The sequence below is a fragment of the Burkholderia sp. ABCPW 14 genome (genome assembly GCF_001523835.1).
In the GTDB taxonomy this organism is placed as follows: Bacteria; Pseudomonadota; Gammaproteobacteria; order Burkholderiales; family Burkholderiaceae; genus Burkholderia; species Burkholderia mayonis.
In genome coordinates this window covers 1-18319 of record NZ_LOVS01000095.1, presented here as the reverse complement: position 1 = coordinate 18319, position 18319 = coordinate 1, and the positions used below count along the sequence as shown (strand labels likewise).

At 68.3% G+C, this 18319-nt stretch carries 20 protein-coding genes; 7 read left to right on the top strand and 13 right to left on the bottom strand.

Annotation, left to right across the window (positions count from 1 at the left end; genetic code table 11):
• Positions 1–200: 200 nt before the first annotated feature.
• The 3 genes from WS62_RS13920 to WS62_RS13910 all read right to left on the bottom strand — a co-directional run bounded on the left by WS62_RS13920 (position 201) and on the right by WS62_RS13910 (position 2730).
• Positions 201–1394 carry a phosphoglycerate kinase gene (locus WS62_RS13920; RefSeq protein WP_066571541.1) on the bottom strand — a complete coding sequence of 398 codons (1194 nt, stop codon included), beginning with the start codon at positions 1392–1394 and terminating at the stop codon, positions 201–203.
• A gap of 254 nt (positions 1395–1648) precedes the next feature.
• On the bottom strand, positions 1649–1972 hold the full coding sequence (locus WS62_RS13915; protein WP_066571539.1) for an AzlD domain-containing protein: 324 nt from the start codon (positions 1970–1972) through the stop codon (positions 1649–1651).
• Positions 1969–2730, bottom strand: a complete 762-nt coding sequence (locus WS62_RS13910; RefSeq protein WP_066571537.1) for an AzlC family ABC transporter permease — start codon at positions 2728–2730, stop codon at positions 1969–1971. The genes WS62_RS13915 and WS62_RS13910 overlap by 4 nt, the downstream gene beginning before the upstream one ends.
• Positions 2731–2951: 221 nt before the next feature.
• Between WS62_RS13910 and WS62_RS13905 the strand changes: the two genes are divergently transcribed.
• From WS62_RS13905 to WS62_RS13880, 6 genes are all read left to right on the top strand, one after another.
• Entirely contained in the window at positions 2952–3875 is a 924-nt protein-coding gene (locus WS62_RS13905; RefSeq protein WP_082720955.1) for a branched-chain amino acid transaminase, read from the top strand.
• A 61-nt stretch (positions 3876–3936) separates the two neighbouring features.
• Positions 3937–4134, top strand: a complete 198-nt coding sequence (locus WS62_RS13900) for a zinc-finger domain-containing protein (protein WP_066493840.1) — start codon at positions 3937–3939, stop codon at positions 4132–4134.
• A 124-nt stretch (positions 4135–4258) separates the two neighbouring features.
• Positions 4259–5299, top strand: a complete 1041-nt coding sequence (waaF, locus tag WS62_RS13895) for a lipopolysaccharide heptosyltransferase II (RefSeq protein WP_066571534.1) — start codon at positions 4259–4261, stop codon at positions 5297–5299.
• A 129-nt stretch (positions 5300–5428) separates the two neighbouring features.
• The gene (locus WS62_RS13890) at positions 5429–5875 is read left to right on the top strand and encodes a nuclear transport factor 2 family protein (protein ID WP_066493838.1); all 447 of its coding nucleotides are present in this window, start codon (positions 5429–5431) and stop codon (positions 5873–5875) included.
• 19 nt (positions 5876–5894) lie between these two features.
• Positions 5895–6929, top strand: a complete 1035-nt coding sequence (locus WS62_RS13885; RefSeq protein ID WP_066571533.1) for a hydrolase — start codon at positions 5895–5897, stop codon at positions 6927–6929.
• Positions 6922–7518 (top strand): DUF2946 family protein, encoded by a 597-nt coding sequence (locus tag WS62_RS13880; RefSeq protein ID WP_066571532.1) that lies wholly within the window; start codon positions 6922–6924, stop codon positions 7516–7518. Before WS62_RS13885 ends, WS62_RS13880 begins: the two co-directional genes overlap by 8 nt.
• 107 nt (positions 7519–7625) lie before the next feature.
• On the opposite strand, the gene WS62_RS13875 is transcribed toward WS62_RS13880, so the two are convergent.
• Positions 7626–9386, bottom strand: a complete 1761-nt coding sequence (locus WS62_RS13875) for a M48 family metalloprotease (protein WP_066571530.1) — start codon at positions 9384–9386, stop codon at positions 7626–7628.
• 153 nt (positions 9387–9539) lie between these two features.
• Between WS62_RS13875 and moaC the strand changes: the two genes are divergently transcribed.
• Positions 9540–10028 carry a cyclic pyranopterin monophosphate synthase MoaC gene (moaC, locus tag WS62_RS13870; protein WP_066571528.1) on the top strand — a complete coding sequence of 163 codons (489 nt, stop codon included), beginning with the start codon at positions 9540–9542 and terminating at the stop codon, positions 10026–10028.
• Between the two features lie 165 nt (positions 10029–10193).
• Here the strand turns inward: moaC and WS62_RS13865 are convergent, their stop codons facing one another.
• The 9 genes from WS62_RS13865 to WS62_RS13825 all read right to left on the bottom strand — a co-directional run bounded on the left by WS62_RS13865 (position 10194) and on the right by WS62_RS13825 (position 18191).
• Positions 10194–10559: a TonB family protein gene (locus tag WS62_RS13865; protein ID WP_066571526.1), complete on the bottom strand. Its 366-nt coding sequence runs from the start codon at positions 10557–10559 to the stop codon at positions 10194–10196.
• A 238-nt stretch (positions 10560–10797) separates the two neighbouring features.
• Positions 10798–11262 carry a DUF2501 domain-containing protein gene (locus WS62_RS13860; protein WP_066571525.1) on the bottom strand — a complete coding sequence of 155 codons (465 nt, stop codon included), beginning with the start codon at positions 11260–11262 and terminating at the stop codon, positions 10798–10800.
• A gap of 10 nt (positions 11263–11272) precedes the next feature.
• Positions 11273–11689 carry a hypothetical protein gene (locus tag WS62_RS13855; RefSeq protein WP_156440980.1) on the bottom strand — a complete coding sequence of 139 codons (417 nt, stop codon included), beginning with the start codon at positions 11687–11689 and terminating at the stop codon, positions 11273–11275.
• Between the two features lie 6 nt (positions 11690–11695).
• The gene (locus tag WS62_RS13850) at positions 11696–13483 is read right to left on the bottom strand and encodes a PglL family O-oligosaccharyltransferase (RefSeq protein ID WP_066571521.1); all 1788 of its coding nucleotides are present in this window, start codon (positions 13481–13483) and stop codon (positions 11696–11698) included.
• Between the two features lie 221 nt (positions 13484–13704).
• Positions 13705–14223 (bottom strand): pilin, encoded by a 519-nt coding sequence (locus WS62_RS13845; RefSeq protein WP_082720956.1) that lies wholly within the window; start codon positions 14221–14223, stop codon positions 13705–13707.
• Between the two features lie 222 nt (positions 14224–14445).
• Positions 14446–15159, bottom strand: a complete 714-nt coding sequence (locus tag WS62_RS13840) for a TerC family protein (protein WP_066571519.1) — start codon at positions 15157–15159, stop codon at positions 14446–14448.
• A gap of 149 nt (positions 15160–15308) precedes the next feature.
• Complete coding sequence (gene sucD, locus WS62_RS13835) at positions 15309–16190, bottom strand: succinate--CoA ligase subunit alpha (protein ID WP_010101873.1); 882 nt, start codon at positions 16188–16190, stop codon at positions 15309–15311.
• Positions 16191–16333: 143 nt separating this feature from the next.
• Positions 16334–17515, bottom strand: coding sequence for an ADP-forming succinate--CoA ligase subunit beta (gene sucC, locus WS62_RS13830; protein WP_269435280.1), 1182 nt, complete (start codon positions 17513–17515; stop codon positions 16334–16336).
• Positions 17516–17579: 64 nt separating this feature from the next.
• On the bottom strand, positions 17580–18191 hold the full coding sequence (locus WS62_RS13825) for a DUF2889 domain-containing protein (protein WP_066571516.1): 612 nt from the start codon (positions 18189–18191) through the stop codon (positions 17580–17582).
• Between the last annotated feature and the right edge of the window lie 128 nt (positions 18192–18319).

Below are 18319 nucleotides of genomic sequence, written 5' to 3'. Positions count from 1 at the left end.
GGCAGCCGGCGCCGCGTCGTCGTATCGAGTTCGGCAGGACCGCTCGCGCGGCCCGCCAGGCAGGCGGCCGACTGCCGCCGCTCCGGCGCCGGGCGCAATCCGCATGCCCGCCGCCGTCGCGCGGGCGGCCGGCATGGCCGGCCGCGCTTCATACTTCATGCCGCGCGCGAAGCGGATGCGACGCGCGCCGCGTCACGCGCTTACGCGCGCGTTTCGAGCACTTCGACGGCGGGCAGCTTCTTGCCCTCGAGGAATTCAAGGAACGCGCCGCCGCCCGTCGAGATATAGCTGACCTTGTCGTGGATTCCGTACTTCGCGATCGCGGCGAGCGTGTCGCCGCCGCCCGCGATCGAGAACGCGGCCGAGTTCGCGATCGCATCGGCGAGCGTCTTCGTGCCGTGGCCGAACTGGTCGAATTCGAACACGCCGACGGGGCCGTTCCAGACGATCGTGCCCGCCTTCTCGAGCTGGCCGGCGAGCGCCTTCGCGGTTTCCGGCCCGATGTCGAGGATCATGTCGTCGGCTTCGATATCGGCGACGTTCTTCACGGTGGCCGCGGCCGTCGGCGAGAATTCCTTCGCGACGACGACGTCGGTCGGGATCGGCACCGACGCGCCGAGCTTGCGGGCTTCGTCGATGATCGCCTTCGCCTCGTCGACGAGATCGGCTTCCGCGAGCGACTCGCCGATCGGCAGGCCGGCCGCAAGCATGAACGTGTTCGCGATGCCGCCGCCGACGATCAGCTGATCGACCTTCGCCGCGAGCGAGTTCAGGATCGTCAGCTTCGTCGACACCTTCGAGCCGGCGACGATCGCGACGAGCGGGCGCTTCGGGTTGCCGAGCGCCTTGCCGAGCGCGTCGAGCTCGGCCGCCAGCAGCGGGCCCGCGCAGGCGATGGGCGCATACTTCGCGATGCCGTGCGTCGTGGCTTCCGCGCGGTGCGCGGTGCCGAACGCGTCGTTCACGTAGACGTCGCAGAGCTTCGCCATCTTCTGCGCGAGTTCGTCCGAATTCTTCTTCTCGCCCTTGTTCACGCGGCAGTTCTCGAGCAGCGCGACCTGGCCCGGCGCGACCGAAACGCCGTTCTCGACCCAGTTCGCGACGAGCGGCACGTCGCGGCCGAGCAGCTCGGCCAGGCGCTTCGCGACGGGCGCGAGCGAATCCTCGGGCTTGAACTCGCCTTCCGTCGGGCGGCCGAGGTGCGACGTGACCATCACGGCCGCGCCCGCGTCGAGCGCCGCCTGGATCGCGGGCACCGACGCGCGGATGCGCGTGTCTTCGGTGATGTTGCCATGATCGTCCTGCGGCACGTTCAGATCGGCGCGGATGAACACACGTTTGCCGGAGAGCTTGCCTTCGGCGATCAGGTCGGTAAGACGCTTTACTTGGCTCATGGGACTGATGAAGGTTGATGAAGGAAAGCGGTACGACGCGCGCGCGGGCTGCCGACCCGGGCGCCTCGCGCGGCCCGCCGGCGTCGCACGGCAAGGCCCGCGCGACGCGCGCGCGAAAAATTCCGGAAGGGGTCATTCTAGCCGATCCGCCCGGCGCGCTACCCCGCGCGGCGGCGAATTCCTGCTATTTGGCGGCGACGTGCGCCGTTGGGTCGCGCCCGCTCGGCGGCCGCGAGACGCGCGGCGGCGTCGCGTCAGAACAGGATTCGCAGCGCGGTGAACACGAGCATCCCGACGACGATCGTGCCGAGCATGCTGCGACGCCACAGGAACCACGCGAGGCCCGCCGCGGCCGCGTAGAAATCGTGGTTCGACAGCGCGAACGAGATGCCCGCGGGCGTCTCGAGCACGTCTGGCAGGACGACCGCGACAAGCGCGGCGGCGGGCGCGTAGCGCAGCGAGCGCTGGACGCGCTCGTGCAGCACCGTCCGCTCGCCGCCAACGAGAAAGAGCGCGCGCGTGACCGCGGTGACGAGCGTCATCCCGGCGATCGCGAGCCAGATCTGCCAGTCGCTCATTCGACGTCCTCCGAGTGCGTCGCGCGGCCCGCTGCGCGGATGCGCCGCCAGTCGGCGCGTTCGACGAACCAGTCGGCGACGCTGCCCGCCGCGAGCGCCGCGCACACCGCGAGCGGCAGCGCGAGCCGGTACGGCAGCTCGAACGCGACAAGCGACACGATCCCGGCGATCGCGACGGCCGCGAGCGTCGAGCGGTTCGAGATCGCGGACACCATGATCGGAATCAGCGCGAGCGTGCCGGCGAGCGCGAGCCCCCAGCTGTCGGGAAATACGCTCGCGAGCGCGATGCCGACGAGCGACGACGCCTGCCAAGCGAACCAGCTCGTGAGCGCCATCCCCCAGAAATAGGCTTCCTTGCCGGGCACATGGCCCGTCGCGAAGCCCTGCTTCTGGAACAGCAGATAGATCACGTCGCCGTTGAAATAGCCGATTGCGAGGCGCCGCCACAGCGGCAGATACGAGAAATGGGGCGCGAGCCCTGCGCTGAAGATCACGAAGCGCATGTTGACCATCGCGGCGGTGAGCAGGATCGTCCAGACGGGCAGCTTCGCGGCGAAGAGGGGCAGCACCGCGAGCTGCGACGAGCCTGCGTAGACGAGGACCGACATGCCGACCGCCTGCCCCGTCGACAGCACCGACTTGCTCATCGCGATGCCGGTGACGAGCCCCCACGACAGGATCGCCATCAGCGTCGGAGAAAAGTCGCGGAAGCCCTGGACGAGGGCGAAGCGGTCGGAGGCGGAGAAGCGAGCGAGCATCGGGGAAGCGCCGCGAAGGCGGAAAGCCGGGCCGCTCGCGCGCGTCGCGCGCCGCCGCCCGTTATTTTTCACGCAGGTTGCGCGTCGATTATAGCGCCGGACCCCGCCGTACCGACCGTTGCCCGCACAAAAACGCTAAAATGAGCGTCTTTGCGACGCGGCGCCGTTTCGAGCCGCCGCGCGCTGCTTCTGCGCACCCCGCATCCACTAGGAGAAGACCTATGTCAATGGCCGATCGCGACGGCAAGATTTGGATGGACGGCAAGCTGATCGACTGGCGCGACGCCAAGATCCACGTGCTGACTCACACGCTGCACTACGGCATGGGCGTCTTCGAGGGCGTGCGCGCATACAAGACGGCCGACGGCGGCACGGCGATCTTCCGCCTGAAGGAGCACACGAAGCGCCTGCTGAACTCGGCGAAGATCTTCCAGATGGACGTGCCGTTCGACCAGGAAACGCTCGAAGCGGCGCAGCGCGACGTCGTCCGCGAGAACAAGCTCGAGTCGTGCTACCTGCGCCCGATCATCTGGATCGGCTCGGAAAAGCTCGGCGTGTCGGCGAAGGGCAACACGATCCACGTCGCGATCGCGGCCTGGCCGTGGGGCGCGTACCTCGGCGAGGAAGGCCTCGCGAAGGGCATCCGCGTGAAGACGTCGTCGTTCACCCGCCATCACGTGAACGTGTCGATGGTGCGCGCGAAGGCGTCGGGCTGGTACGTGAACTCGATCCTCGCGAACCAGGAAGCGACGGCCGACGGCTACGACGAGGCGCTCCTCCTCGACGTCGACGGCTACGTGTCCGAAGGCTCCGGCGAGAACTTCTTCCTCGTGAACCGCGGCAAGCTCTACACGCCCGATCTGGCGTCGTGCCTCGACGGCATCACGCGCGACACGGTCATCACGCTCGCGAAGGAAGCCGGCATCGAAGTGATCGAGAAGCGCATCACGCGCGACGAGGTCTATACGGCCGACGAAGCGTTCTTCACCGGCACCGCGGCCGAAGTCACGCCGATCCGCGAGCTCGACAACCGCACGATCGGCAGCGGCGCGCGCGGCCCGATCACCGAGACGCTGCAGAGCGCGTTCTTCGACGTCGTGAACGGCAAGAGCGCGAAGCACGCGGACTGGCTCACCCAGATTTGAGCGCGCCGCGCGCCCGACACCGGGCGCACGCCGCTCGCCATCGCCATAACGAGAAAGCCCCATGAGTGAAATCAAGGAAATGCCGCTCATCGAACTGACGGCCAACGATCTGCCCGCCTACTGCCCGAACCCCGCGATGCCGCGCTGGAGCGCGCATCCGCGCGTGTTCATCGACGTCTCGCACGGCGAAGCGCGCTGCCCGTACTGCGGCACGCGCTACAAGCTGCGCGAAGGCGAAATCGTCCGCGGCCATCATTGAGCGCGCGGCGGCTGTTCCGCCCGACGCGGCGCGGCCGGCCCGACCGGCACGCGCCGCCCCTCCCCCGCAACCCGAGCGCGGCGCATGAGCGTCGCGCTTCATTACGACATCGGAAATCGACCTGATGCGTCGCGCGTTGGTTATCGCACCGAACTGGATCGGTGACGCATTGATGGCGCAGCCGCTTTTCGCGCTGCTGAAGAAACTGCATCCCCGCGTCGTCATCGACGCCGTGGCCCCGACGTGGGTCGCGCCCGCGCTCGAGCGGATGCCCGAGATACACGATGTCCACGCGACCGACCTCGCACACGGCAAGCTGCAGATGCTGCGCCGCTGGCAGCTCGCGAGCGATCTGCGCGACCTCGGCTACGACGCCGCGTACGTGCTGCCGAACTCGCTGAAGTCCGCGCTGATTCCGTGGCTCGCCGGCATTCCGCTGAGGATCGGCTACACGGGCGAGCATCGCTACGCGCTCCTCAACGTGCGCCACGCGAATCCGAGCAAGGCGCGCGACGAGCGCGCGCCGATGGTCCAACATTACGCGACGCTTGCATACGCGCCCGGCGCGAAGCTGCCCGAGTCGTTCAAGACGCTGCCGCCACCGCGGCTCGAAGCGGACCTGAACGAGACGGCGCGCGTGTCCGCGCGCTTCAACCTCGATACGCGCAAGCCGCTCGTCGTGTTCTGCCCGGGCGCCGAGTACGGCCCGGCGAAGCGCTGGCCGCCCGAGCACTTCGCGGCGCTCGCGCAGAGCGTGAGTCAGTCCTTTCCCTATACGCAGATCGTCGCACTCGGCTCGCCGAAGGACGCGACGGCCGCGCAGGCGATCGCCGAGCGCGCGCCGAACGTGCGCAACCTCTGCGGCCAGACTTCGCTCACCGAGGCGTGCGCGCTGATCGCGCGCGCGAACGCGGTCGTCACGAACGATTCCGGGCTGATGCACGTCGCGGCAGCGCTGCGCCGGCCGCTCGTCGCGCTCTACGGGTCGACGGATCCGCGTCATACCCCCCCGCTGTCGGACCTGGCAAAGGTACAATGGCTGCATCTCGAATGCAGTCCCTGCTTCGCACGCGAATGCCCGCTCGGCCACCTGAAGTGCCTGCGCGAGTTGAGCCCGGAGCAGGTGTTCGGCGATTTGCGCGGGATGCTCGTCGGACAGCGCTGACGCCACGGCCGCAAGGCCATCCGTCACGCGCCGCGCACCCGCACCCGACTCACCGGTAAGCGGGCGGCCTTGCTCATGCATGGGCCGCCTTGATGAAACGGCGCGCGCCGCGCGCGAGAGATAGACCCGATGCCACGTTTTGCCCGCCTCTTCGAAGCCGCCGCCGATACGCTGAACGCCTACTATCAGGCAATCGCCGACGCCAACCTCGACGCGCTGATGGTCCTCTGGATCGACGAGGATTTCGCCAGCTGTATCTGGGCAGACGGCGCGCATCTGCACGGCCTCGAGCAGATCAGGAGCGGGTTCGCGCAACGGCTGTCGACCCAGCCCGTCACGATCGAGCCGCTCGACATCCGCGTCTACGACAGCCTCGGCACCGTCGTCTACACGGTCGCGGAGGCGCACCAGCAGGCCGATCTCACAGCCGAGCCGCAGATGGTGTTCACGACTTACGTGATGATCCACGAGCGCGGCGAATGGCGGATCGCACACATCCACGCGAGCCCGATCCCCGAGCAGACGGCGACTCAGTTCGCCGCGAAGATCCGCCACGCTCAGGGGCCGCTCCACTAAGCACAAGGCGTTTGCAGCGATGAGCACCGCGCTTCCTCCGCTTCCCGCTGCCGACGAGACCGCCCGCCCGGCAGCCTCGTCCCTCTACCGCGCGCCGCTCTGGCTGCCTACGAGCCACGCGCAGACGATCGTCCCCGCGCTCTTCGCGCGCCGGCCGGACGTCGGATACCGGCGCGAGCGCTGGGACACGCCCGACGGCGACTTCATCGACATCGACTGGCTCGCCTATCCGGACGGTGCGGCGCCCGAGCCGAACGCGCCGCTCGCCGTGCTGTTCCACGGCCTCGAAGGCAACTCCGATTCACATTACGCACGCGTGCTGATGGCGGCCGCGCGCGCGCGCGGCTGGCACGGCGTCGTCCCGCATTTCCGCAGTTGCAGCGGCGAAATGAACCGGATGCCGCGCTTCTATCACCTCGCCGACAGCGCCGAAGTCGACTGGATCCTGCGGCGGCTCGCGAAAAGCCATCGCGGACCGATCGTCGCGGTCGGCGTATCGCTCGGCGGCAACGTGCTGCTGCGCTGGCTCGGCGAGCGGCGCGGCGATACGTCGATCGTCACGGCGGCCGCGGCGGTCTCGACGCCGATCGACATCCACGCGGGCGGCCGCGCGCTGTCGCAAGGCTTCTCGATGGTCTACACGCACAGCTTCCTGAAGACGCTGAAGCTGAAGGCGCTCCTCAAGCTCGAGCAATACCCGAGGCTCTTCGACAAGGAGACGATGCTCGCCGCGCGCACGATGCACGACTTCGACGACGTCGTGACCGCGCCGCTGCACGGCTTCGTCGACGCGAACGACTACTGGACGCGGGCGACGACGCGCCCGCTCCTCGCGGCGATCGACGTGCCGACGCTGATCCTCAATGCGCGCAACGATCCGTTCCTGCCGGCGTCGGCGCTGCCCGGCCCGCGCGACGTGTCGCGCGCGGTCATGCTCGACCAGCCCGAGCACGGCGGCCACGCGGGCTTCATGACGGGCCCGTTTCCGGGACGCATCGACTGGCTGCCGACCCGCATCTTCGATTTCTGCTCAGGCTTCACCGATCATGGATGACATCGTCAAACAGGCACTCGCCAAGTGGCCCAACGTCCCGCACTGCACCGGATGGCTGTTGCTCGACCGGCGCGGCGACTGGCGGATGCTCGACGACGCGGCGCAAGCGGCGGGCGCGCTCGGCTCGCCTGTCCGGCACCCGGCGCTGATCGACTTCATCGCCCGCAACTACGAACGCGACGCCGACGGGCAGTGGTTCTTCCAGAACGGACCGCAGCGCGTATACGTCGAGCTCGCGTACACGCCGTGGATCGTCCGGCTCGCGGCCGATCGCGACGATCCGGCGCGCATCGCGCTCACCGACCATACGGGCCGCGCATTCGAGCCGGCGCGCGCGTGGCTCGACGACGCGGGCGGCGTGCTGTTCGCCGACGCGTCGACGCCGCCGCGCGCCGCCGCGCTGCACGATCACGATCTCGGGCTCTTCGCCGATCATGCGGACCTCGACGACGACGGCGCACACGGCGTGCTGCACCTCGGCGGCGGCGTCGACCTGCCGCTCGAGCCGATCCGGCGCGACGACGTCGCGCGGCGGTTCCGGTTCGTCGCGAGCCCGGCCGCGCGCGTGGGCGGTCAGGCGGCGGACTGACGCGCGGGAAGATTCGGGTCCGCGCGCGGCGCGTCGTTCGACGTCGCCGGGAAAAGAGGCCCGGTTGTAGGGGCGGACGCCCGGCGGGCCGGCCGCGGCGCCGCGCGTCAGCCGCGCTTGCTGTCCTTGTCTTCTTCCCGCTCTTCCTTGTAGCGCGCCTCGAACTCGTGCAGCCGCGCGCTGATGATCGACTGCTCGTAGAAACTGGCCGACTTGATGTCGCGCGCCTCGCGCAGTTGCCGGATCGCCGACGGCCACGCGCCTTCGAGCGCGAATTTCTCCGCGAGCGCACGGCGCTGCGTCACCGCATCGCCGTTGCCGAGGCTAGCCTGCGCGAGATAATTCCACCAATCCGGCTGGCCGGAATCGGCGCTCGCTTCGGACTGCGCGAGCGTCTGCGCCTGCGCGTAGCGACGCGCGGCAAGGAGCGCCTGCAGATGCGCGGCGATCGCCGCGTGCGAGCCCGGCCAGCGCCGCTGCGCGGCGGCGGCGAGTTGCACCGCGTCGTCGGTGCGGCCCGCGCGGCGCGCGATCTCCGCCGCGAGCACGTCGAGGCTTGGCGAGCTGCGCGCCGAGTCGCCCTCGCGGGCGGCCATGCGCGTGAACGCGTCGCGCGCCGCCGCGAGCGCGCGGTCCGCGTCGTCGTAGCGGCTGCCCAGCATCTCGCCCAGCGCGATCCCGTACCAATTCGCCGCGACGTTCGGCGCGATCCTGTCGTCGAGCTCGGCGCGCATCCGCCGCACCTCGTTCGCGTAATCGGTCGGCGAGCGGTTCTGCAGCATCCGCAGACGCGCGCGCACGAAGCCGTACTCCGGCGACTGCCGCGGCTGCTTGTACGGCGCGCGGCGCGCGCGATCGTCCATGTCGGCGATCCGCTCGCCCGTCAGCGGATGCGTGCGCGCGTACGCGGGCACGCCCGCGTCGCCCATCGACGCGCGTTCGAGCCGTTCGAAGAAGCCCGGCATCCCGTACGGATCGTAGCCGGCGCCCGCGAGCAGCTGAAAGCCGACGCGGTCCGCTTCGCGCTCGGCCGTGCGCGAGAACCGCAACTGGCTGTCGACCGCGAACGCCTGACCGCCCATCGCGATCGCGCCGCCGAGATCGCCGCTGCGCGCGAGGATGCCCGCGAGCACGCCGAACAGCATCGTCGCGAGCGCCGCGTAGCCGCTCTTCTCGCTTGCCACGATCATCCGCGCGATATGCCGCTGCAGCACGTGCCCCATCTCGTGGCCGATCACCGACGCGAGTTCGGATTCCGTCTGCGTCGTCGCGGCGAGCCCGCTGTTGATGCCGATGAAACCGCCCGGCAGCGAAAACGCGTTGATCTGCGGGTCGCGCATCGCGAACAGATCGAAGTCGGGCATGTAGCCGCCGATGAACTGCGCGGCGGCCGCCGCCGACAGCTTCGCCGCGACCGAATTCAGGTAGTCGCGCACGAGCCAGTCGTCGAGATAGTCGGGATCGCGCCGCACCTCGCGCATCACGCGCTCGCCGAGACGGCGCTCTGCCTGCGGCGTCAGCGATCCGCCCGAGCCGTCGCCGAGATCCGGCAGTTGCAGCGATCGAAGCGGCGCGCGCAAACTGGGCGTGCCGGACGCCGGATCGGACAGCCGGCTCTCCGCGCCGCCGTACGTGCCGAACACGCCGGGCGCGATGCCGGACGGCACGGTCGAGATCGCGTCGGGCGCGAACGGCACGGCCTCGGCGGTGGCGGTGGCGGTGGCGGTGGCGGTGGCGGTGGCGGTGGCGGTGGCGGTGGCGGGAGCGGATTCGAGCGGCGGAGCATCGGCGCGCGGCTGAGCGTAGCCGCCGGACGGCAGGGCGAGCGCCGCGGACAGCGACATGACGAGCAACGGTTTGACGCGCATGGACAAGGATCAGGGCGGCCGTGGCGTAATGATCGATGGAGCTGCATCATTGTAACGGCGCACCGGCCGCCGTTCGCGCGACGCCGACGCACACCGCTCGAATCGCTCGACGAGCCGCGCTGCTATGATAGGCGCCCTCTAACGGAGCACGACATGTCTGGATTCACACACTTCGACGCTGCCGGCCACGCGCACATGGTCGACGTCGGCGACAAGCAGGAAACGAAGCGCATCGCGGTGGCGCGCGGCGCGATCCGGATGCTGCCCGACACGCTCGCGCTGATTCGCGAAGGACGTGCGAAGAAAGGCGACGTGCTCGGCGTCGCGCGGATCGCGGCGATCCAGGGGGCGAAGCGCACCGCCGATCTGATTCCGCTCTGCCACCCGCTCGCGCTCACTCGCGTCGCGGTCGAGTTCGAGTTCGACGACGCGCTGCCCGGCGTGCGCTGCAGCGCGCAGGTCGAGACGTTCGGACGCACGGGCGTCGAGATGGAGGCGCTGAGCGCAGTGCAGGTCGGGCTGCTGACTGTCTACGACATGTGCAAGGCAGTCGATCGCGGGATGACGATCACCGACGTGAGCGTCAGGGAGAAACGCGGCGGGAAGTCGGGGGACTGGAAGGCTGGCGAGGCCGGCGCGTAACACCGGCCTGCCTGCCGCAAAACCGTTAGCTAGCGCACCGCCGAATTCGGGTGGATGCGCGTCACGCAGCGATCGAGGCTTCGCTCGACAAGGCGCTTCGGGTTGGAACAGCGACGCGCAACGAGGCATGCCCGTCGCCGCCCGCGACGGCGCACTCGATGCGCGTCACCGCGCGGCCTTCGCCGTCGGCTCGAATACGAACGGCCGCGTCAGCGTAAACGGATAGGGCTCGCCGCCGCGCGCGGGCGTCTGCGAGCACGCGACCTTCGACATCGCTTCCACGGCCGCACGGTCCGCGGCGGCATTCCGGCTGCTCGTCGTGACCGTGACGTTCTCCGCATTGCCAGACGCCGTGATCATCGCGCGCACGAGCACGGTCGCCCGGCGCTCGAGCGGCTTCGCGCTGCCCGGATACACTGCGACGGGCATCGTGCATTCGAGCTTCGCCGTGTCCCGCGGCGCGAACGCCGCGCAGCCGGCGAGCAGCGACGCGGCAAGAGGAAGCGTCAGGTACGTCGAATAAGTCTTCATGTTCGTTCTGGTTCTGGTCAGTCCGCGCCGTCGATTGCGTCATTCGTCAGCGCCCGCGTTACGCACGCCGCGCGATTCCGCACCCCGCTTCTTATCCATTCTTATCCATGCTTCATTCGCACCAGCGCCCAATACCGAGCGCCGCGCGCGATTCCGGGCGTTCGCCGACGCGCATCGCGTCGGCAGCGCGCCTCGATCGCGGGCCACCCGCTCCGGCGACACGGCGCCGGCGTCCCGCTTACAGCAGCGACTTCGCCTGCGACAGCACCTTGTCGCAGACCTGCTTCGTCAACTGCTGCTTGAAGCTCTGCCCGCCGCTCAGGTCGAGCGTGCGACCGTTGCCGGCGTCGACAATCCCGTTCGCGCCGCTCGCGTAGCGGCTGTCCGACGTGACGCCGCCACCCAGCTTGCTCATCAGCGCGTCCTTGACCGACGACGCACCGCCGTCGCCGAGATAGTTGTTCTTGATGCAGAACTGCAGCAAGCCCGCGACGTTGCCGGTGCTGCCGGGTGACAGCAGCGAGCCGGCCGACGCGGCGCCGCCCGCGCCGCCGAGATTGCCGAGCGCGCTCGCGACGCCGCCCGCGCCGCTGTCGGTGCCTTGCTTCAGCAAGTCGCCGAGTTGCGCGTGCGCGGTCGAGAACGACGCGATGCTGGCAATCAGGATGCCTGCCGCGGCAATATGATGGGTACGCGTTTTCATGGGCTTCCTCTCAGGGCAAGGATTCATTCCAGTCGATGAAATACCGCGCCCAAGCATACCCGAACGATGCGACGCGCATCCGCTCGTGCCGGCTCGTCGTGCGCGAATGCGGCGCGATTTGACACTGCTTAACGTCGCCTGTCAGGGCGTGGCGGGGAAAGCAGCTGCTCGCGGCGGTTTCTTGCGGCGGTTTCTTGTAACGGCGGCTTGCTTCGTCTGCGCATGCATCGGCGAAGCGACGTCGACGCATGCCTTGCACACGGTGCGATGCCGCGGCGACGCAACGCGCCTCGTGCCGCCCGCATGACGAAATGCCGGCGCGCGCATCGCGCCCGCCGCATCGTTCGATCACGACGCCGGCGTGCCCTCCCAATAAAAACCGCCGCAAAAAGCGGCGGTTTCTTCGATCGTTCCGTTTCGCGCCCACCCGCGATCAATCGTCGCTGTCGTCTTCCTCGTCCTCGGCGGACATGTTGGCGGCCGGCGTCCCGTACTTCGACACGAGCGACGCCTTGAAAGGCTTCAGCGACGGCTGGTCGTCAAGCAGCTTGTACAACGCCGCGAGCTGCACCGGCCAGTCGCGCAGCTCTTGCGCGAACACGCGCAGCCGTTCGACCGTGTCGAGCGCGTCGGCTTCGCGGCCGTCGAGCGCCTGCAGCACCGCGTAGCGGCGCAGCACGGTCTCGCCCGGCAAGAGCGCGATCGCCCGTTCGTGCGCGGCGAGCTTCGCCTGCAGGTTGTCGCGCGAAATCGTCAGCAGCGTCGCCGCGCCATAGTCGCCCCACGCGCCGAACAGGAATGACGGATCGTCGCGGTACTGCTCGGCCGGATTCGTGCCGTAGTACAGCACTTCCGCGCGCTGGTAGTCGCGCATCACCGGGTACAGCGACGCGAGCCCCGCAACCGACAGCGCAGCGAACAGCGCGAACGCCGCACGGCTCGGCAGCACGCGGAGCGGCTTCGTCTCGAGCAGGCCGACCACGAACATCACGGGCAGCAGGAAAAACGTGTACTGCTGCGGGTACTCGACGAGCGCGTGCATCAGCAAAATGCCGACGAGCGCGAAGCCGAACACGCGGCTCTCGGTATGCGGCACGCGCAGCGCGCGCACGAACCACGCGACGAGCGCGACGACCAGCACGCCGAGGCCGAGCAAGCCGGACTTCGCGAGCAGATCGATGAAGATGTCGTGCGAGTTGTTCGCGATCTCGACGCCGCCCAGCTTGCGCACGAGCTCGAACTGATGGATCGGGAATTCGCCCCAGCCGACGCCGAGCAGCGGATGCTCGCGGAACATCGTCAGGCCGTACTTCCAGAGCGCGAGGCGCGGCGCGATCTGGCCGGCGTCGCGCATGCGGTCGGCGGCCGACTCGGCAAGGCCGAGGTGGTAGTGCACGTTCACCCAGCGCACGGCGACATTGACCGCGACGAACAACGCGCCGAGCACGACCGGAATCGCCCATGCGCGCATGCGGCTCGTGGCCGGATCGCGCCGCGCCTGCGCGAACGCCACCCAGAAGCCGGCGACGACCATCACGCCGACCTGCAGCCACGGCCCGCGCGACACGGTGAGCGCGAGCCCGACGGACAGGAACGCCGACAGCACCGCCCACGCGAACACCGGCATGCGGCGCGTCTGCACGAGATACAGCGCGCCCGCGAGCGCGAACGCGATGTAGGTCGCGAGGTGGTTCGCCTGCGCCATGTTGCCGTACGGCCGGCGATCGACGGTCACGCCGTATGACACGACGAACGGCGAGAACGTCGTCTCCAGATGGAACAGCTGCACGAACTGGCAGGCGACGGCGAAGACGCCGCCGACGATCGTCGCGCCCGCGATCATTCTCGCGACCATGTCGACCATGTTCGCGCGCGCGAGCGCATAGCCCGACTGCATCGCGACGAGCGCGCCGAGCAGGTAGCCCGTCGCGAGCCAGTTCATCGAAGGCTGACGCAACGGCAGCAGCGCGACCTGCGCGAGCAGCACCGCACCGAAGCCGAGCGGCGCGACGAGCGCCGCCGGCACCGCGAACGGCTGCGCGGACCGCTCGGCTTTCACGAGCAGGACGACGGTCGCGCCGAGCACCCAATACATCGCGAACGCGGCGAATTCGGAATAGAACGTCGGAATCGGATACGTGTGGTTCGTGACCGCATACGGCAGAATCAGAGCGACTGCAAGCGCGATCAGCGACAAAGAACGCAGAAAAGAGGAAGGCATGAGCGAACCGGGTGTCAGCAACCGGCGCACTATACAAAAAAAACCTCCCGCTGTGCGGGCGCGGGGCGCCAGTTGCGCACGGCCGTCATGCTACGCACCATCGCGGTGCACGAATGCCGGACAGTTCGTCGTCGTCCGGCAGCCGTGCTCCAGCACACCCCGCGCCCGCCCCGGCACTTCGCCGCTACTCGCCGCTACTCGCCACTATTCGCCGCCGAACGTCACGCTCGGCACTCCGGCGGCGCGAGCTTGCCGGCCAGCGTCGGCGCATCGCTCGGCATCGGCCCGGCGCCCGGCGCGGGCAGCGACGACGACGTCTTGCCGTCGACAAAGCACTCCCACGTGATCGCCCCCACCTGGACGGCGCCTTTCGACAGCGCGACGCGCGCCGTCGGCGTCTCCGCCTGATCCGGCGCCGACGGCACGAGCACGAGCGTATTCGCGCCCGACGCCGCGACACGCGACGTAAACGCGACGACGATCTGCCCGGTGTCGTCGTCGACGCGAATCGACTCGACGTTGCGCGTGCCCGGCGGCGACACGTAGCCGCCCGAAAAACCGCTGCCGCTCGCCGCGTTTTCCGCGACCGCGAGCCGCGCGGACGCGGCCAGCGCAAGCCCCTCGCCGACCCGGCTGCGCGCGAGATAGTCCTGATACGCGGGAATCGCGTACGCAGCGACGACGCCGACGATCGCGAGCACGATCATCAATTCGATCAGCGTGAAACCGCGCCCGCGCACCGCACGCTTCGACGCGCGCCACACCCGGCGCAGGCCGCGCGCGCCATCCGCTCGCGGCAGCATCAGCGACGCAAACGGCGATAAAACGGAAAAAAATTCGTTCATGACAGGCTCCGAAAACGAAACACGCCCGCCGAAAGCGGCAGGCGTGTCGATCGTAGCCAGCGGGCGGCAACGCGGGCAGTCGGCCGAACGGCCGACGCCGCGAAGCGCCGGTGTCAGTCAGTGCGAATTCGCCGCCCCGGACATCGCGCGGCGCTTCTTCAGCGCATACCCGGCGATCACGACGAAGAGCGCGCCCGCCAGGCTCGCGCCGTAGATCGCGGCAGGCGTGTCGAGAAGCGGCCAGCGATCGCCTGCCGGATCGTTGACCATCAGCCCGCCCGCGATCCAGCCGAGGAGCGCCGCGCCGAGCGTGATGAAGATCGGGAAACGGTCGAGCAGTTTGAGGACGAGCGTGCTGCCCCAGACGATGATCGGAATGCTGACGATCAGGCCGAAGATCACGAGCGCGATCCGGTGTCCCGGATCCGCCTGCTCGGCCGCGCCCGCAATCGCGATCACGTTGTCGAGGCTCATCACCGCGTCGGCGATCACGATCGTCTTCACCGCCTCCCACAGCTTGTCGGCGGGCTTGATGTTGTCGTGCGCGTCGGCGGCGGGCGCCATCAGCCGCACGCCGATCCACAGCAGCAGCACGCCGCCCGCGAACTTGAGGAGCGGCACGTCGAGCAGCAGCACCGCGAACGCGATCAGCACGACGCGCAGCACGATCGCACCGGCCGTCCCCCACAGCACGCCGCGCACGCGCTGTTGCGCGGGCAGGTTGCGGCAAGCGAGCGCGATCACGACCGCGTTGTCGCCGCCGAGCAGGATATCGATGACGATGATCTGGACGACAGCGCCCCAATGGAGCGAGGCGAAGAATTCGAGCATGAGAGCGAAGCAAAGGAAGTGAGACGGGCGGGCGAACGCGTGCGTTCCGATCGCGCCCGGCCGTCCGGGCGGGGCTTACGAAACGATTGCGCGAGCATAACAAAAAACGCCGGCAGAACCGGCGTTTTTCGTGGCGATGAAACCGATGCTTACAGTGCTGCCTTCAGCAGGCGGCCCATCTCCGACGGATTGCGCGTGACCGTGATGCCGCACGCTTCCATGATTTCCAGCTTCGCTTCGGCCGTGTCCGCACCGCCCGAGATCAGCGCGCCGGCGTGGCCCATGCGCTTGCCCGGAGGCGCCGTGACGCCCGCGATGAAACCGACGACCGGCTTCTTCATGTTGTCCTTGATCCACTGAGCCGCGTTGGCTTCGTCCGGACCGCCGATTTCACCGATCATCACGACCGCATCCGTATCCGGATCGTCGTTGAACATCTTCATCACGTCGATGTGCTTCAAACCGTTGATCGGATCGCCGCCGATGCCGACTGCCGACGATTGGCCGAGGCCGAGCGCCGTCAGTTGCGCAACCGCTTCGTACGTCAGCGTGCCCGAACGCGACACGACGCCGATGCGGCCCTTGCGGTGGATGTGGCCCGGCATGATGCCGATCTTCAGCTCATCCGGCGTGATCGTGCCCGGGCAGTTCGGCCCGAGCAGGAGCGTCTTGCGGCCTTCGCGGCGCATGCGGTCCTTCACTTCGATCATGTCGCGGACGGGGATGCCTTCCGTGATGCAGATCGCGAGATCGAGATCGGCTTCGACCGCTTCCCAGATCGCCGCAGCGGCGCCCGCGGGCGGCACGTAGATGACCGACACGGTCGCGCCGGTTTCGGCCTTCGCTTCCTTGACGCTCGCGTAGATCGGAATGCCTTCGAAATCTTCGCCGGCGCGCTTCGGGTTCACGCCCGCGACGAACGCTTCGCGGCCGTTTGCGTATTCACGGCAGGCGCGCGTGTGGAACTGGCCGGTCTTGCCGGTGATGCCCTGCGTGATGACCTTCGTGTCTTTGTTGATCAGAATCGACATGTATTGACCTCTGTTCGATCGGCGTCGCGAGAGAAACCGCGCCGCCATGCGTTTCAATGATGCGCTCAAGAAAACGCCGGGCTGCCCCGCGTTTTCTTGCCCCCATCGGGGGCCCGGCGCGCAGCGCCAGGTGCGGGCGCTCGTTACTTGCCCGCAGCCGCGGCGACGACCTTCTGCGCCGCTTCTTCCATGCTGTCCGCCGAGATGATCGGCAGGCCGGATTCGGCGAGCATCTTCTTGCCGAGGTCTTCGTTCGTGCCCTTCATGCGCACGACGAGCGGCACGTTCAGGTTCACGGCCTTCGAGCCGGCGATCACGCCTTCCGCGATCACGTCGCAGCGCATGATGCCGCCGAAGATGTTCACGAGGATCGCCTTCAGGCCCGGGTTCGTCAGCATCAGCTTGAACGCTTCGGTGACCTTCTCGGTCGTCGCGCCGCCGCCGACGTCGAGGAAGTTGGCCGGCTCGCCGCCGAACAGCTTGATCGTGTCCATCGTCGCCATCGCGAGACCCGCGCCGTTCACGAGGCAGCCGATGTTGCCGTCGAGCGAGATGTATGCGAGGTCGAACTTCGACGCTTCGATTTCAGCCGGATCTTCTTCGTCCAGATCGCGGTACGCAACGATTTCCGGATGGCGGAACAGCGCGTTCGAATCGAAGTTGAACTTCGCGTCGAGCGCGATCACCTTGCCGTCGCCCGTCAGCACGAGCGGGTTGATTTCGGCGAGCGACGCGTCCGTTTCCCAGAACGACTTGTACAGGCCCTTCAGGATTTCGCGCGCTTGCGGGATCGATGCGTCCGGCACGCCGATTTTCTTCGCGAGATCGTCGGCTTGCGCATCCTGCAGGCCCGTCGACGGCTCGACGGCGACCTTGTGGATCGCTTCCGGCGTCTTTTCCGCGACTTCCTCGATGTCCATGCCGCCTTCGCTCGACGCCATCACGACGACCTTCTGCGACACGCGGTCGATCACGATGCCGACATACAGCTCCTTCTTGATGTCCGCGCCTTCTTCGATCAGCAGACGGTTGACCTTCTGGCCTTCCGGACCGGTCTGGTGCGTCTTCAGCTGCATGCCGAGGATCTGGTTCGCGTATTCGCGCACTTGCTCGAGCGACTTCGCGACCTTCACGCCGCCGCCCTTGCCGCGGCCGCCCGCATGAATCTGGGCCTTGACGACCCAGACCGGGCCGCCCAGCTCTTCCGCCACCTTGACGGCCTCGTCCACCGAGAACGCCGGCTTGCCGCGCGGTACCGCGACTCCGAATTTCCGCAGGATTTCCTTGCCCTGGTACTCGTGAATCTTCATGCGTGATTCCTTCAGTCTGTGAGTTGGCTAAAAAAAGTCGATTGACGATCGCTTCTTCTTACGATTTAAGCGTCCGCTCTCATTCCTTCGCACCGTCCGAGCCTTCGCGCGCGGAGCGGCTCGCGCCGTACCAACGCGGATAGAACTGCCGAACCGCTTCTCCGTCGAACCGCAGCGCGTGACAGCGGCCGAGCTGGAACGGCGGCTCGGCCGCCGCGCGATCGCGCCCGTCGGCTTCGCCGCCCAACTGCTCGCGCACATCCCATACGTCGCCCGCGAACGCCTGGATCACGGCCGTCGGCAACACCCCGCACAGCTCGGTCAGGTGCGAGCAGCCGGCAACGCCCGACAGCAGCCGGGAGACGTCGCGACGGAAATGGCGGAAGAGATTGAGTCCGATGAGGACGCGGTAGGCGGGTTTGGCGGTTTCGCATTGACCGGAATAGGGCACCCAGTCCGACGACGCGTCGGCGTCGACGATGTTGAGTTCGCGATCGATCGTCACGCGCAACCAGAGTTCGTGGATCGGCAGGCCGTCCGGCCTGACGCCCGACGCCAGCGTGACGTCACGCGGCTTGTGATCGGTCAGGCAGGCTTCGATGTCCCACAAGCCGTCGGCGCGCTCGTAGGCTTCCGCTCGAATTGCGCGGCGATGGCGCAACTGTCGGGGTACGGGCTCGGGTAGCGGCATGCGGAAAGGTGAAGCCGAAGAGGGAAACTTGTGGATTCTAACATACCGGCCACACGGGCCCGGTCTGGCCCCGCGCGGGGTTTCGGGGGATTTTGAGGGGCTGGATTGGGGTGGTCGGGGGTCGGGGG